The sequence below is a fragment of the Paraburkholderia solitsugae genome (assembly GCF_013177695.1).
Classification (GTDB): Bacteria; Pseudomonadota; Gammaproteobacteria; order Burkholderiales; family Burkholderiaceae; genus Paraburkholderia; species Paraburkholderia solitsugae.
Map to the genome: position 1 here is coordinate 1 of NZ_WOEY01000109.1, position 15,100 is coordinate 15,100.

The 15,100-nt window shown below is 61.3% G+C and carries 13 protein-coding genes; 9 read left to right on the forward strand and 4 right to left on the reverse strand.

Annotated features, from left to right (window positions below):
• Positions 1 to 152: 152 nt before the first annotated feature.
• Complete coding sequence (locus GNZ12_RS27420) at positions 153 to 767, reverse strand: TetR/AcrR family transcriptional regulator (protein WP_074288424.1); 615 nt, start codon at positions 765 to 767, stop codon at positions 153 to 155.
• An 83-nt stretch (positions 768 to 850) separates the two neighbouring features.
• Here GNZ12_RS27420 and GNZ12_RS27425 point away from each other — a divergent pair, with 83 nt between their 5' ends.
• Positions 851 to 1,978 carry an MBL fold metallo-hydrolase gene (locus GNZ12_RS27425; RefSeq protein WP_172315320.1) on the forward strand — a complete coding sequence of 376 codons (1,128 nt, stop codon included), beginning with the start codon at positions 851 to 853 and terminating at the stop codon, positions 1,976 to 1,978.
• A gap of 26 nt (positions 1,979 to 2,004) precedes the next feature.
• On the opposite strand, the gene GNZ12_RS27430 is transcribed toward GNZ12_RS27425, so the two are convergent.
• A complete protein-coding gene (locus tag GNZ12_RS27430) occupies positions 2,005 to 2,922 on the reverse strand; it encodes a LysR substrate-binding domain-containing protein (RefSeq protein ID WP_172315321.1) in 918 nt (305 codons plus the stop codon).
• Positions 2,923 to 2,983: 61 nt separating this feature from the next.
• On the opposite strand from GNZ12_RS27430, the gene GNZ12_RS27435 reads away from it, so the two are divergent.
• The 4 genes from GNZ12_RS27435 (at position 2,984) to GNZ12_RS27450 (ending at position 7,892) form a co-directional block, all read left to right on the forward strand.
• The gene (locus GNZ12_RS27435; RefSeq protein WP_216673382.1) at positions 2,984 to 4,381 is read left to right on the forward strand and encodes an NAD(P)/FAD-dependent oxidoreductase; all 1,398 of its coding nucleotides are present in this window, start codon (positions 2,984 to 2,986) and stop codon (positions 4,379 to 4,381) included.
• 70 nt (positions 4,382 to 4,451) lie between these two features.
• Positions 4,452 to 5,594 carry a polyamine ABC transporter substrate-binding protein gene (locus GNZ12_RS27440; protein WP_172315322.1) on the forward strand — a complete coding sequence of 381 codons (1,143 nt, stop codon included), beginning with the start codon at positions 4,452 to 4,454 and terminating at the stop codon, positions 5,592 to 5,594.
• A 538-nt stretch (positions 5,595 to 6,132) separates the two neighbouring features.
• On the forward strand, positions 6,133 to 6,786 hold the full coding sequence (locus GNZ12_RS27445; protein WP_172315323.1) for a peroxiredoxin: 654 nt from the start codon (positions 6,133 to 6,135) through the stop codon (positions 6,784 to 6,786).
• A gap of 35 nt (positions 6,787 to 6,821) precedes the next feature.
• Positions 6,822 to 7,892: a rhodanese-like domain-containing protein gene (locus tag GNZ12_RS27450; protein ID WP_172315355.1), complete on the forward strand. Its 1,071-nt coding sequence runs from the start codon at positions 6,822 to 6,824 to the stop codon at positions 7,890 to 7,892.
• Positions 7,893 to 7,944: 52 nt separating this feature from the next.
• Here GNZ12_RS27450 and GNZ12_RS27455 read toward each other — a convergent pair whose 3' ends face one another.
• The gene (locus tag GNZ12_RS27455) at positions 7,945 to 8,829 is read right to left on the reverse strand and encodes a TetR/AcrR family transcriptional regulator (protein ID WP_235993906.1); all 885 of its coding nucleotides are present in this window, start codon (positions 8,827 to 8,829) and stop codon (positions 7,945 to 7,947) included.
• Between the two features lie 53 nt (positions 8,830 to 8,882).
• On the opposite strand from GNZ12_RS27455, the gene GNZ12_RS27460 reads away from it, so the two are divergent.
• Positions 8,883 to 10,409 carry an AMP-binding protein gene (locus GNZ12_RS27460; RefSeq protein WP_172315324.1) on the forward strand — a complete coding sequence of 509 codons (1,527 nt, stop codon included), beginning with the start codon at positions 8,883 to 8,885 and terminating at the stop codon, positions 10,407 to 10,409.
• Positions 10,410 to 10,474: 65 nt separating this feature from the next.
• Positions 10,475 to 11,473, forward strand: coding sequence for an NAD(P)H-dependent flavin oxidoreductase (locus GNZ12_RS27465; RefSeq protein ID WP_172315325.1), 999 nt, complete (start codon positions 10,475 to 10,477; stop codon positions 11,471 to 11,473).
• A gap of 105 nt (positions 11,474 to 11,578) precedes the next feature.
• Here GNZ12_RS27465 and GNZ12_RS27470 read toward each other — a convergent pair whose 3' ends face one another.
• Positions 11,579 to 12,019, reverse strand: coding sequence for a GNAT family N-acetyltransferase (locus GNZ12_RS27470; protein WP_172315326.1), 441 nt, complete (start codon positions 12,017 to 12,019; stop codon positions 11,579 to 11,581).
• 316 nt (positions 12,020 to 12,335) lie between these two features.
• On the opposite strand from GNZ12_RS27470, the gene GNZ12_RS27475 reads away from it, so the two are divergent.
• A complete protein-coding gene (locus tag GNZ12_RS27475) occupies positions 12,336 to 13,841 on the forward strand; it encodes an efflux transporter outer membrane subunit (RefSeq protein ID WP_172315327.1) in 1,506 nt (501 codons plus the stop codon).
• A 107-nt stretch (positions 13,842 to 13,948) separates the two neighbouring features.
• Complete coding sequence (locus GNZ12_RS27480; protein WP_172315328.1) at positions 13,949 to 15,100, forward strand: efflux RND transporter periplasmic adaptor subunit; 1,152 nt, start codon at positions 13,949 to 13,951, stop codon at positions 15,098 to 15,100.

Genomic DNA, 15,100 nt, shown 5'->3' on the forward strand with positions numbered 1-15,100 from the left:
GCATAAGGTGCGTGAAGCGCGATAGGCGATCTAGCGATCGAATCAGACACTTTCTCTTTTTTCGGTCAGGCTGCGGTGCGCTCACCGCGCTGGGTTAAATGCAATATCGGCGAAAGTGTCCTGGACGAGGTAGTACGCTCGTCGCCAACACATCATGCATAGCGCGCAAGAAACATATCGGCAGCGGATTCCGCGACTTGCCTTTGCTCATCCACGCTGAGCCGTGGCTGACCCATCGTCACCTGCGGCCAGAAAGCGAACGCTTTTACCAGGCCCTGCAACTGCTGCGAGGCGAACATCGGGTCCGACGTCTTGAGGCGGCCATCGGCAGCGGCTGCGCGAATCCACACCGTCAAGTCTTCTTCGCGCTCGCCCATGCGGGCCACCATATCGCGCGCGCGCTCCGGCGAATGAATGCCCGCCGCGATCGCGACACGCGCGAGGGACAGGAACGCCTCGTCATTCAACAGACTCAGCTTTTTCAACAGAAGCTGAAGCAATTGCGCACGCAACGGATGCACGGCGGAATACGCCGGCGCCTCTCCCGTGTCACTCGACTCCCATAACTGCCGCAGGATGGCGGCGAACAGCACTTCCTTGCTTGGGAAATGGTTGTAGACCGTGCGCTTCGAAACGCTCGCGCGTGCCGCGATACGGTCCATGCTGGTCGCGTCGAAGCCGGCCGCAAGGAATTCTTCTGTAGCCGCGGCGATCACGGCAGCGCGCTTGCGGTCAGTCAGGCGCAGAGGGGTGTCACAGAGTTTCATTCTTAAATTTTACACCGCACAGTTTACTTTTCTCAAAAATAAACTACACTCAACAGTCTACTTTCAGTATCGAGGTGGTTTGCATGACATCGTTCACCGATTCTATTCGCCACGCCTTAGGCCTGACGGCAGCGCGACGCGGGCGTGCACTGTTCGACACGTCGGCTCAGCACGACGGTGAGCGCTTTCGTAACGTCAAACCGCGTCCTGTAGAAGGTATCGGCAAGAGCTTGGGCATCGTGTGGAATATGTTGTTCAGAAAACCGGCCGGCACAGCGCCGGCGGGCCCCCTGCCCGTCGATGCCCTGTCGCGGGAACAGCTCGACGCCGCGCCTGACCGGAGTCTTTATCGCCTCGGGCATTCGACCATGCTGCTCAAGCTGCGGGGTCAGTTCTGGTTGACCGACCCTGTTTTCGCTGAACGTGCATCGCCGTTCCGGCGCTTCGGTCCGAAGCGCTTTCACGCCCCGCCCATTGCGCTCGAAGACTTGCCGCCGCTTCGCGGCGTGATTCTGTCGCACGACCACTACGACCATCTGGACCGCGAGACGGTGCTGGCGCTCGCCTCCAAGACGGGCGTGTTTCTGACGCCGCTGGGTGTCGGCGACCGCCTGATCGAGTGGGGCATCGACGCGTCGAAGGTGCGCCAGTTCGACTGGTGGCAGAGCGTTGAGATCGACGGCCTGGCGTTCACGGCAACACCGGCGCAGCATTTCTCCGGCCGCAGCCTCTTTGACGGCAACAGCACCTTGTGGGCCTCGTGGGTCATCGTCGATGACGCTCTGCGCGTGTTCTTCAGCGGCGACACGGGCTACTTCGACGGGTTCAAGACCATCGGCGAGCGGCTCGGTCCATTCGACGTGACGCTGCTCGAAACCGGCGCCTACGATGCCCAATGGCCGTACGTCCACATGCAGCCCGACGAGACCGTCCAAGCCCACGTCGATCTGCGCGGCCGCTGGATGGTGCCCGTTCACAACGGCACGTTCGATCTGGCGATGCATCGCTGGCAGGAACCGTACGAGCGTGTGGTCGGGCTCACCGCCGCGCGAGGCATTCCGCTTTCGACGCCCCGCATGGGTGAGCGGCTGGATCTGAGCGCGCCGCACCGCGGTGGGAAGTGGTGGCGCGAAGTTGAGGAGCGTGTGCCGGAACCCGCGACGTCGCGGCGCTGGTTCTCCTGCCGCCCTACCGGCCAGGCGAATTCGTGAGAACGACGATTGACGCTCACCGAAAGTTAAGGTTTCCCAGGCGTCCCAGCCTCCTGCTGAGCAAACCACTGCAAGATACGTTGCCGGCCCGGATGCAGGGCGCCTGCGGTCTGTAGCCAAAGCACGTAGACCCCTTTGGTCTTCAAAGGCGTGCCGAAAGGGACAACCAGATCGCCACGATTGATTGCTTCCTGCGCCAAGGTCAAGTCCGTCATCGCAATGCCCAGCCCGCGAGCGGCAGCATTCATCGCGAGCTCGTCGAGATTGAAGGTGATGTGCTTGTAATTCCTGGCAGCCGATCCCCCTTGTGCCTTCAACCAGGTCGTCCATTCGTGCTGGCCTGTCGAACCGTGAATAAGCGTGTGCTGAGCCAACTCTTCCAAAGACTTTGGAAGCGGCTTGTTGTTGACGGAGAAAGGCGCGCACACCGGCACCAGGATCTCATCGAATAATGTGAGGAATGTCGGGGACTCCGGCGACGGGTCCTCCCGCGCTTCGGGCAGATAAAGGATATAGGCATCGCAGTGACCCGACGCATCGACCACTTCCGTCGCAACGGTCTCGATCGAAAGGGATAGATCGGGATACTGGGCATAAAAGTCGATCAGCCGCGGCATTAACCAGCGAACCGCCAGAGAGACGAAGATCCGGATGCGGAAGGGTCGGTCTCGTGGCGATATCCGTTCATCAAGCGCCTCTAGCTCGTTGAGTATCTTTCGCGCCACCTCCAGCACGGCTTTGCCTTGCTCGGTCAGTTGCACGCTACGACTGTTGCGAACGAACAGCGGCACGCCGTAATGACTTTCCAGTTGCTGAATCTTCCTGCTCACCGCGCTCTGGGTCAGATGCAGCTTTTCTGCCGCGTCGGTGAAATTGTCCGACTCCGCCACGAGCAACAGCGCCTGAAGGGTTCCGATCGACGGCGGACGATAGAGCTTATCCATGCGTTTTTGGAATTCTCCAATGAATTTATAGCGCTGGATAACGCATCCAGCTCCCAATATATTGACACTCAAGCGAAGGCTTTGCCGACCAAGCATGCTGATTATTCATGCTTTCGGTAGTCTGGTCATCTGTAGCGCTGAGAGGGAAACTATTTTGGTCAAGAACATATGTGGCTGGATCGCTCAAGCCGGCGTCTCACCGCCCGGAGCAATCCTGACGGGAACGCAGAAAGCGGATTGGCTGGTGATCGGAGGAGGCTTCACGGGATTGTCGGCCGCGCATACGCTCGCCGAACTGCATCCGCACGCGCGCATCATCGTGGTCGATCGACAGCGCGCCGCCCAAGGTGCTTCGGCGCGGAACTCGGGTTTCGTGGTCGCCTACGAGCGGCCTGCGCCTGATGAGCTCGTCGGTCGACCACTCAATGCCCATTACCACGTCGCGAGCGCAATTGGCAAAGCCGCCCGGGACGAAGTGGTCCGGCGTGTGGCGAGCTTCGGCATCGAGTGTGATCTGAGCGATGCCGGTTACCTCTTCGCCGTTCACGACCCAGCCAAACTTGCAGAGGCGGACATCCAGGTGCAAACCCTGCGTGAAGCAGGTGCGAGCGCCGAATTGCTGGAAGGTCAGGCGTTATCGCAACGGCTGGGCTCTCCGTTCTACCGGGCGGGCATATGGTGCCGGGGCGGGAACGGCTTATTGCAGCCGGCGATGTATGCGCGGGGGCTGCTGGAAGCGTTGCCCGAGAATGTTTCGCTCTACGAGAACACCGAAATCACCGGTCTTGAGCACTTGAGCCAAGGTGGCATTCGTGCACGGTCTGTCAACGGCGACATCGAGGCGGGGCAGGTGCTTGCGTGTGTCGGGGCATTTTTGCCAAGAGTAGGCCTCGCAGACGGCGCAGTCTTCCCCCTTGAACTGAGCGCTTCGCTGAGTCGGCCGTTGAACGACGAAGAGTATGCCCGCCTGGGGCGCGCGGCCCCTTGGGGCGTACTCTCGACTCGTCCCGCTGGCGCCACGTTACGTCTGACGCCGGACAAGCGGCTACTGATCCGCAACACCGTCGAGTATCGACGTCGCGACCTTGCCGGCCGTTCTCTGATGGCGCGCCGGGCCAAACACCTGCGCGGATTGCAGCGGCGTTTCCCCTGGGTCACGGATGAGCATCTGCAATTCACCTGGACCGGTCACCTGAGCGCCACGCGATCAGGCGAGCCGCGTTTCGGAAAACTGGCGGAAGGGGTTTATTCCGCGGCCGGATGCAATGGCTCCGGGGTAGCGCGCGGCACGCTGTGGGGGCGACTGTTGGCCGAAATGGCGTCGGGCGGCCAGTCGGCGTTGCTGACTTCAGTGCTTGGCAATGCGAAACCGGGCTGGCTTCCCCCTCGGCCGTTTTTCGACATCGGCGCGGCCCTACGTCTGCGATATGAAGCTCATCAGGCAAGAACCGAGTCCTGAGCGCGAAACGCCCCCTCCGCAAAGCCATTCGACCACCCATGCTTAACCTTCTTCCTGCGAGGAAAACACCATGCGCGCTTGTCACCCTGTTTGTCACCCTGTAACCCGCCTGCGCCGCGCGGTCGTCGCCAGCGCCTGTATCGTGGCGACCGTGTCGGTATGGACCGCACCCGCCGCCCGTGCCGCGGACACCGAGCTGAACGTGTACAACTGGTCCGATTACATCGCGAAAGATACGATCCCGACCTTCGAAAAACAGACCGGCATTCACGTCCGCTACGACAACTACGACAGCAACGACACACTGCAGGCCAAACTGCTCGCGGGCAGTTCCGGCTACGACATCGTGGTACCGACGTCGAACTATATGGCGAGGCAGATTCAGGCGGGCGCCTACCAGAAACTCGACAAATCGCAACTGCCGAACCTGAAGAATCTGAGCCCTGTGCTAATGCAGATGGTCGCGGGTGCCGATCCGGGAAACCAGTACGGCGTGCCCTGGGCGTTCGCTGTCACGGGCATCGGCTACAACGTAGAGGCGGTGCAGAAGGCTCTCGGCGCGAACGCGCCGGTGGACAGTTGGGTGCTGGTTTTCGATCCGGCCAACCTCTCCAGGCTGAAGGGCTGCGGCGTCTCATTCCTCGATGAGTCGGTCGACGTGTTTGCCGCGGCGCTACAGTACATGCACAAGGACCCGAACAGCACCAACCCGGCCGACTACCAGGCCGCGTTCGAGATGCTGAAGAAAGTGCGCCCGTACATCACTGAGTTCAACTCGTCCGGCTACATCAACGACCTTGCGAACAATGACGTCTGCGTGGCGATCGGTTTCGCCGGCGACGTCGGCATCGCGCACCGGCGCAGCGCCGAAGCCAAACGTCCATATGACATCAAGTTCTCAAACGCGAAGGAAGGCGGCCTGATGGCGTTCGATATGATGGTGATCCCGAAAGACGCACCGCACCCTCAAGCGGCACTCAGGTGGATCAACTACATCGAAGATCCGAAGGTTAACGCGGCGATCACCAATGAGGTGTTCTACCCGACGGCGAACCACGCGGCGCGCCAGTTCGTCACGCCCGCGGTCGCGCAGGACCCGGCGGTGTACCCACCGGATGACGTGCTCAAAAAGATGACGCTGATGAAGCCGACGCCGATTGACATCGTGCGCCTTGAAAACCGCCTGTGGGCGCAATTGAAAACCCTTCACTGATTCCGTGAAGCGCCCGGTGCAGGATGCTCTGGCGTCCTGCACCCCTAGCGCCGAACGGCACAGGTAATCGACCGGGCCAACCGTCAATGCTGGCGCGGCGCCTCAGCGGCGGCGCAATCATCAGGCATAGGGATAATGCCAGGCTTGTTGCAGCGCGTCGAACGGCCAAGGGGCGAAGTGGCAAATTTGAATGCCGGCCGAGGCAACGTGACAGTCTGTTTCCTCCGCGTGCAGGCGAGCTTGTCGCCGCAACGGCGGATTGCCCCTACGCGCAGGCCACTGCTGAAGTCTTTTTTGTTCTACCCTATAAGCGCGGCCTGCAGCGCATCCCGATGTTCGTTCGTATCACAGTAGCTATTCGAGAGCGCCTCTGAATTCGCCGCGCCCGCAGACGGTCCTACCGAGCGATACGGTTCAACGAGCCAGAGGTTGTGCTCAAGTCGAACCAATCGCCCGACCAAACAGCCAGGCAGCCGGGTGCCGCCGCTCCGGCATCGGTACCCGTCTCCCTCATGCACCTGTCCTATGGAGAATGATGATGTCGATTCGACTTGGAGAAGAAGCGCCGGATTTCACTGCCGAAACCACCGAAGGGACGATCCGTTTTCACGAATGGATCGGCGACCAATGGGTGATCCTGTTTTCGCATCCGAAGGATTTCACGCCTGTTTGCACCACGGAGCTCGGATACCTGGCGGGCCTCAAGCCGGAATTCGATAAGCGCAACACAAAAGTGATCGGACTCAGCATCGATCCCGTCAGCGACCACAAGGTGTGGGTCAAGGATATTGCAGAGACGCAGGGACACGCGATCAACTACCCGCTGATCGGCGATCCGGACCTGACGGTCGCGAAGCTCTACGACATGATTCATCCTGAGGCGAGCGGCGGCCCGCGCACCGCGGTGGACAACGCGACGGTACGCTCGGTGTTTCTCATCGGGCCGGACAAGAAGGTCAAAGCCATGCTCGTCTATCCGATGAGCGCAGGCCGCAATTTCGACGAAGTGGTGCGTCTGCTCGATGCGCTTCAGCTCAATGCGAAACACACGGTGGCAACCCCTGTCAACTGGAAGCCGGGCGAGGACGTCATTATTCCGACATCCGTTTCCGACGATGCAGCAAAGCAAAAATATCCGCAGGGTTTTAAAACCGTGAAGCCTTACCTGCGGTACGTTGCTCAACCGAAGTAAAGCGCTCGCAAAACGGGCCGCGGAGCGAAATCGTGTTGATTTTCCGGCAGCTATTCGATCAGCAATCGTCAACCTACACGTATCTTCTCGCGGATAGCACAACGCGAGAGGCGGTGCTGATCGATCCGGTATTTGAGCAGGTACGTCGCGATGCGGCCTTGATCGGCGAGCTTGGATTGCATCTGCTTTACACGATCGACACCCACGTACACGCCGATCATGTGACCGGTGCATGGATGCTGAATCGCCGCACCGGCAGCCAGATTGCGATATCGGCCGCGAGCGGCGCCGAAGGCGCGGACCGCTATCTGAGCCATGGCGACAGGTGCGCGTTCGGCACACGGTACCTGACAGTACGCGCGACACCGGGCCATACGGATGGATGCATCACGCTCGTACTCGATAACGAAACCATGGCCTTTACCGGCGATTGCCTGTTGATCAGGGGCACGGGCCGAACAGATTTCCAGCGCGGTGACGCGCACGCCATGTTTCGCGCGGTCCACAACCACATTTTTACGTTGCCCGAGGCATGCCTGCTTTACCCGGCCCACGACTACCGCGGTTTGACGGTCACAAGTGTGGGTGAGGAGCGGCGCTTCAATCCCCGCCTTGGTGGCGAACTGTGTGAAGACGATTTCGCCGGATACATGACGAACCTGCACCTGCCGCATCCCAAGCAGATCGACGTCGCGGTGCCTGCGAACCTGAAATGCGGCCTGGCAGCGAACTACCCTGCGCAGATGGCGGAGCCCGATTGGGCACCGCTGACGTGCTCCTTTGCGGGTATCTGGGAAATCAATTCGCAATGGCTCGAGGAAAATCTGCGAGCGGTCGAGATCGTCGACGTGCGCGAGCCCGACGAATTCAACGGACCGCTGGGGCGCATCCCCGCAGCCAGGCTCATTTCATTGGGTGACCTGGCCGGGCGCGCCGCCGAACTCACGAAGGAACGTCCGATCGTGACTGTCTGCCGGGCCGGCGGACGGTCGGCACAAGCCACGGCCGTGCTACGGCAGGCCGGATTCGAGCAGGTTGCCAACCTTGCCGGCGGCATGCTCCGCTGGCGTGCAGAAGGTCGCGTCGTCGAAAACGGCAGCATGTAGCCCTATCGTCGCCTGATGGCGAACCGTCAGCCACCCGGCCTACAAAGTGAATTCAGCGATCCTTGGCCGCGGCGCGCAATGCAGACAGACAGAAATCGACGACGATATCGCTCAACTGACCTGATGTGGGTCTTTGCATCCCCGAAGGCAGCATGTTACGGCCGTGCACCGTGAGTGTGGCCAGGCCGTGAGTCGCCGCCCAGACGGCAAACGCAAGTTTTTCCACGCTCAGCGCTTCTATCTCCGAGTCGGTAAGAAAAGGCGTCACCACGCTCTTCAGCAGTTCGAAGGAAGCGGCGCCCGCTTCCAGCAATTCCGGGAATTGCTCATAATGCTCGATCTGCGGTCCGTACATCAGGTGAAAACGCGCCGGGTGCGCTTGAGCGAACTCCACGTACGCAAGCATCACGGCCCGCAACCGTGCTGGCGCGTCGTTCGGGTCGATTTCATTCAGCCGCTTCTTGCGCAGCGACACCATATCGCGGAATCCTTGCGCCGCGATGGCCGCCAACAAACCATTGCGGTCCTGGAAATGGTGAGCAGGCGCGCCCTGTGAAACACCCGCGAGCTTCGCCGCCGCGCGCATGCTCATGCCATCGATACCCTCCGTATCGAGGAGATGGGTTCCCCATGCAATGAGCGATGCCCGGAGGTCACCGTGGTGCCATTGGCCCTTCGGCTTGACGGTCCCCTTCGCGGGGCGCTTGCTTGCAGTCTTTGGGTTGGATTGACTTTCGGCCACTTCTGATCTCGACATCCGTTCTTTCCATACGTGCGACGCGGTGATGCGTCCGTGCGGTACGACCTGCTGCAGGCGATTATAACGGCCGGGTCTACGACATCCACAGCCTGTCCGCACCGCTCGTAAACCCTTCTCCCGCAGCACTTGCACCTGGTCAAACGGGCTGCTAAAGTTCGTCAAACTAGTCAGTGACAAGTTTAGCCCATCAACGAACCGAACATCGGTGCGACTGGAAAATTGGAGACAGCATGACCCCTACGCTTGTGTATGGCGGGCGAACCTATTCGCCCACATGGATGGAAGAGGAAGTACGGCGGGTGCTCGCAGGCTTGCATGACCTGGATTTCAAGGAAGGCGACACCGTCGCTGCCATGCTGCGCAACAGTCCGCACTATGTCGCGCTTGTACTTGCTTGCCGTCAAGCCGGACTCTATCTGGCATCGATCAATTGGCACTTCAAGGCGCTGGAAGCCAACCATATCCTCGTAGATAGCGGAGCGCGCGCGCTCTTTATCGACGATGACCTGCTTCCTCAGGTGCGCGAGGGTATCCCCGACGAGATTGCCGTTGTTACCACGTCATCCACTTCGGGCACGAAAGACAACGCGGTGGCGCCCTCTTTCGCGAACTGGGCACGGTGGGAGGACTTCGGCGCGGGTCGCCCAAGCATGCCGCCGCGCGCTGGCACGGCACATAGTGCGATCGCCTATACGTCAGGTACGACGGGAAAACCCAAGGGCGTGCGCCGCCTCCCTGCGGCCGAAGATCAACCCGCGAGTATGCCGCAGCGGTTGCAGCGAGTCAGCGACACGGTCTACGGCACTGGCACTGCTGTCACAGCCTATTTGTGCGCGCCGATCTATCACAGCGCCGCAATGAACTACGTCGCGCACTTCTGCACGCTCGGCGCAACACTCGTGCTGGAGCCACGCTTCGACGCCGAACAGACTCTGGCGCTCATCGAGAAGCACCGGGTGACCCATGCCTATCTGGTGCCGACGATGTACCAGCGACTCCTGAACCTGGACCCATCCGTTCGACAACGCCACGACCTGTCATCCCTTCAGCATGTTGCATCCACCGGATCCCCGTGTCCCGTGCCGCTCAAGCAGGCGATGATCGACTGGCTGGGTCCGGTCATTACGGAAGCCTACGGATCGAGCGAAGCCGGCTATACGACGTTCATCGACTCCGCGACCTGGGCGCATCAACCTGGCTCAGCGGGTCGCCCACTCCCTGATGCTCGCGTCCATATTCTGGATGACGAAGGCAGACCGAAGCCCAACGGGGAGATCGGTCTGATCTACGTCCGTCAGCACGCCATGCCTGACTTTACTTACATCAATCGCCCGGAGGATCGTCGCGCCATCGAACGTGACGGCCTCATTACCCTGGGTGACATGGGTTACATCAATGAGGAAGGCTTTCTATACATCTGCGATCGCAAGGCCGACATGGTGATATCCGGCGGCGTCAACGTCTATCCGGCGGAAATCGAGGCCACGCTTCTCACCATGCCGGGCGTCGTGGACTGTGCGGTATTCGGCATTCCCGACTCTGAGTTTGGCGAGGGTCTTGCCGCCGCAGTCCAGCCCAGGGCCGGCTTCGAAATTACGCCGTCGGAGGTTCAGGCATTTCTGCGTGACCGAATCGCAAACTACAAGGTTCCTCGTGTCGTCGATATGCACACGACACTGCCGCGCGAAGACTCTGGAAAGATATTCAAACGTTTATTGCGCGAGCCGTACTGGCGAGATCAAACCCGCGCCATCTGACCTGAATTTTCCGTTCATCGCCTTAGTCGTCCGTATCCATTCCGAGTATCCAGAAGGAGTTTCTCATGAGCCTGCCAGGCATCCTTTCGCGACGTCTTCGTCTTCCCGTCGTGGCATCGCCACTCTTCATCATTTCGAATCCTGATCTCGTGATCGCGCAGTGCAAGGCTGGGATCGTCGGCTCCTTTCCGGCGCTGAATGCGCGGCCAGCCTCCCTGCTGGAGGAGTGGCTCGATCGCATCACAAGCGAATTGCACGCCCACGACCAGCGCCATCCCGATCAGCCAGCCGCGCCCTTTGCGGTGAACCAGATCGTGCATCGCTCGAACGACCGCCTGGAGCAGGACATGGAGGTGTGCGTGCGATACAAGGTGCCGATTGTGATTACCTCGCTCGGCGCCCGCCGCGATATCAACGAGGCGGTGCATAGTTACGGCGGCATTGTGTTGCATGACGTCATCGACAATGCCTTCGCGCGCAAAGCCATCGAGAAAGGCGCCGACGGCCTGATTGCCGTTGCAGCTGGTGCCGGAGGCCATGCCGGCACCCAATCCCCGTTCGCGCTCGTCCAGGAGATCCGGCAATGGTTCGATGGCCCCTTACTGCTCTCCGGCTCGATCGCGTCTGGCGCGTCAATCCTTGCAGCGCAGGCCATGGGTGCCGATCTGGCCTACATCGGTTCGGCGTTCATCGCGACCCAGGAGGCAAACGCGGCAGAGGGATACAAGAAGATGATCACCGAGTGTGCGGCACGCGATATCGTGCACACCAATCTGATCACCGGCGTTCATGGCAACTATTTGAAACCGTCGCTGATTGCAGCGGGACTGGATCCGGAGAATTTGCCAACGAGCGATCCGTCGAAGATGAACTTCGGCTCGGACCGTCAAAAGCCCAAGGCGTGGAAAGAGATCTGGGGCTGCGGACAGGGTATCGGCGTCCTTGATGACATCCCGAGCGCAGGTGATCTCGTCGCCCGCTTCGCGGCCGAATACCACGCGGCCCGCGCGAACCTGCTGCGTGGCGCTGTCACAGAACAGGGCGCCGTTACCGAGGCGGTGTAGAACGCCACCCCGACGTGACATCGCGACATTGAAAACGGCAATGACCTCGCGTTCCGTTCTGTTGATAGTTTTCATCCTCGCGATGCTACAAAGACTTGATGGCTTCTACGAGGGCGAGAGAACTTTCTTCATCGACGGCGCGAGGTGGAACGCGTAATTCTGTCTTTCATAAAAAGGAACGGCATCCGGCCGCGCGTCGAGAAACACCGCGGTCATATCGCGAGCACGCGCGTCGGCTTCCGCATAGTCCATCAAGGCACGTCCCGCACCGCTCCCTCGTGTTGCCGCATCGACGACGAGGTCGTCGATGTGCAAGTGCGCCCCGCGCGCCAACGTGTGGACGGGCCTCATCCCCATCACGCCGATAAGCTTGCCGTCCTGAAAGGCGCCGACAAGCTCGTAACCGGAATGCGATTGCCGCCTCGCTCGTTTCAGGAATTCGGCTTCATCAAGCGACCGTAATTGAGCGATGACAGGAAAGGCTTGCGCCCATTCTGTCGGGGAAAGCCTTCGGATGTCCAAGCTGTTGTTGTGATGGTCAGCCATAGCTGCGTTCCGTCCTCGTTGGGGAAAGGTTCGATTCTTGCACAGTGTTTGGCCACTCCGCCTTCCTCCTTCCGCCGTATCGCGCGGCCGGCGATCCGCTCCGACCATCGCGAGCAGCACGTCAGACGATTGAAGGTATTAAACTACGTGATCTCGTGCGCCACGCACAGCGATCGGCCGTGCTAGGCTACGCGCAGATATCGTCCAGCATCAACAATTCCGGCGTCAGGCCAAGAAACATTGAAAATTCGGGTGACCTGACTATCGGTGTCCGCTCCCTTGTTTAAGCTAAACGAGGGCGATATAAGGTGGATAGATGATCGACGTTGACCAGCGTATTGTCCGGTGGCAGCGCCTGTGCGTCGCGCTTTGCGGCTGCGCCGCAGTGGCCGGCTGCATGGTCGGCCCCGACTACCACTCGCCCTCGGCGCCCGCTACCGACACCTACACCGCTTCGCCGCTGCCCGAGCAGACGGCCTCCGCGCCGGGCGCCGCCGGTTTGCCGCAGCGCTTTGTTCCGGCACAGGACATTCCCGCCGCCTGGTGGGCGCTCTTTCATTGCGAACCACTCGACACGCTGATCCATCAGGCCGTCGTCAACAGCCCGAACATCGCCGCGGCGCGCGCCGCATTGCGACAGTCCCGTGAAAATTTCAGGGCGCAAGCCGGCGGCACCCTCCTGCCCAGCGTCGACGCGCAACTCGGCGCCACCCGCGAAAAATTGAACGGCATCGCATTCGGCGAGCCCGGCGTCGTCGATGAGTTCAATCTCTACAACGCATCCGTCAACGTGTCGTACAAACTCGACGTGTTCGGCGGCGCGCGGCGCGAACTCGAAGCGCTGCACGCGCAAATCGATTATCAAAGCTACCAGTTGCAGGCCGCCTATCTCGCGATGTCAGCCAACATCGTGACTGCGGCGATCAAGGAAGCATCCTTGCGCGCGCAGATCGAGGCGACCGAGCGCATCGCAGCCGAAGAAGATGAGCAACTGGGCGTACTCGGTAAACAGTTCGAACTGGGCGGCGTGGGCCGCACGACGGTGCTCGCGCAACAGACCCTGGTGGCGCAGACCCGCGCGACGCTGCCGCCCCTGCAACAACAGCTCGACCTCGTGCGCCACCAACTCGCCGTGCTGGCCGGCAAACTGCCCAGCGACGCCACGTTGCCTGAATTCAGGCTCGACATGTTTTCGTTGCCCGAGGCGCTCCCGGTGAGCCTGCCGTCGGCGCTGGTGCGGCAACGGCCCGACATCCTCGCCGCCGACGCCACGCTGCATCAGGCCAGCGCGCAAGTCGGCGTGGCGACCGCGGCGATGTACCCGCAGATCACGCTGTCCGCGAGCTACGGCGCCGAGGCGCTGACACCGGCCCAGGTATTCAAGGCCGGAAGCACGATCTGGAGCCTCGGCGCCGGCCTGTTGCAACCGGTCTTTCACGGTGGGCAACTGAGTGCGCAGAAACGCGCGGCCGAGGCAGCGTACGAACAGGCCGACGCGCAATACCGTGAGACGGTGCTGCTGGCGTTCCAGAACGTGGCGGACTCGCTGCGCGCGCTCGATCACGACGCGACCGGCCTGAAAGCGCAGACAGAGGCCTGGCAGGCCGCACGCGACTCACTTGAGCTGACGCGCGGGCAATATCGCGTCGGCGGAGTGAGTTACCTGGCGCTGCTCGACGCCCAACGCCAGTACCATCAAACGGTGGTGAGCCTCGTAGAGGCGCAGGCATCCCGCTACGCCGACACCGCGGCCCTCTTCCAGGCGCTCGGCGGCGGCTGGTGGAACACCGCTGCGCCGGCCGCCGCCGCAACGACGCAATGACGTAGCCGGACCGGACGCTCGCCGTATCGCTCTTTGCACCACGCGCTGTCAGAAACGAAGGAATGCAACGTCCCGCGCAACGCCTAATGCCGTGCAAGGACTTGACGATGAACGAAAGAAAGCCGATGACGAAGCGGATGTTGATCATGCTGATCTGTGTCGGCCTGCTGCTGGCCGCACTCGTCGGTTTCAACCTGTTCCGCGCGCACATGTTCGCAAAGTTCATGGCGGGCAATGCGGCACCGCCCGCCACCGTCTCGGCGGTGGTCGCCGGTTATCAGTCGTGGCAGCCGCAACTCGCCGCGGTCGGCAGCCTGCGCGCCGTGCGCGGCGTGGACGTGACCACCGAAGTCGCGGGACTCGTGCGCGAAATCGCGTTCCGCTCCGGGCAGGAAGTGAAGACCAACCAGGTCCTTGTCCGGCTCAACGACGACACCGACGTGGCGCTGCTACATTCGTTACAGGCAGCGGCAGAACTCGCGCAGACCGTCTACCGGCGCGATCAGGCGCAGTACGACATCAAGGCGATTGCCAAGGCGCAACTCGACGCGGACGCCGCCGACCTGAAGGGCAAGAACGCACAAGTCGCGGGACAGGCCGCGTTGGTCGAAAAGAAAACCATCCGCGCACCGTTCGCAGGGCGCGTGGGGATCACCACGGTCAACCCGGGGCAGTACCTCAACCCGGGCGATGCGATCGTCACCCTGCAAGCCATCGATCCGATCTACGCGGACTTCACCCTTCCGCAGCAGCAACTCGGCCAGCTCGCGATCGACCAGAGCGTCGTGGTCGACACCAATGCGTATAGCGGGCAAACGTTCGTGGGCAAAATCCAGTCGATCAGCCCGAAAGTCGACAGCGCCACGCGCAACGTGCAGATCGAAGCCAGCGTGGACAACCACGAGCGCAAGCTGCTGCCGGGCATGTATGCAAATGTGAAGATCGACGCGGGCACCGAACAACGCTATCTGACGCTGCCGCAAACGGCCATCACCTACAACCCCTATGGCGCCACCGTGTTCCTCGTCAAACCGGGCACGCAACGCGACGCGCAAGGCAGGACGCTACCCGTCGCGCAGCAGGTGTTCATCACACCGGGCCCGACGCGCGGAGATCAGGTCGCGATCCTGAAGGGTGTCGACGCCGGTACGCAGGTCGTGACAAGCGGGCAGCTCAAGCTCAAGAACGGCACGCCCCTTGTCATCGATAATCGCGTCCAGCCTGCGGACAGTCCGAACCCGACGCCTCAGGAACAGTAG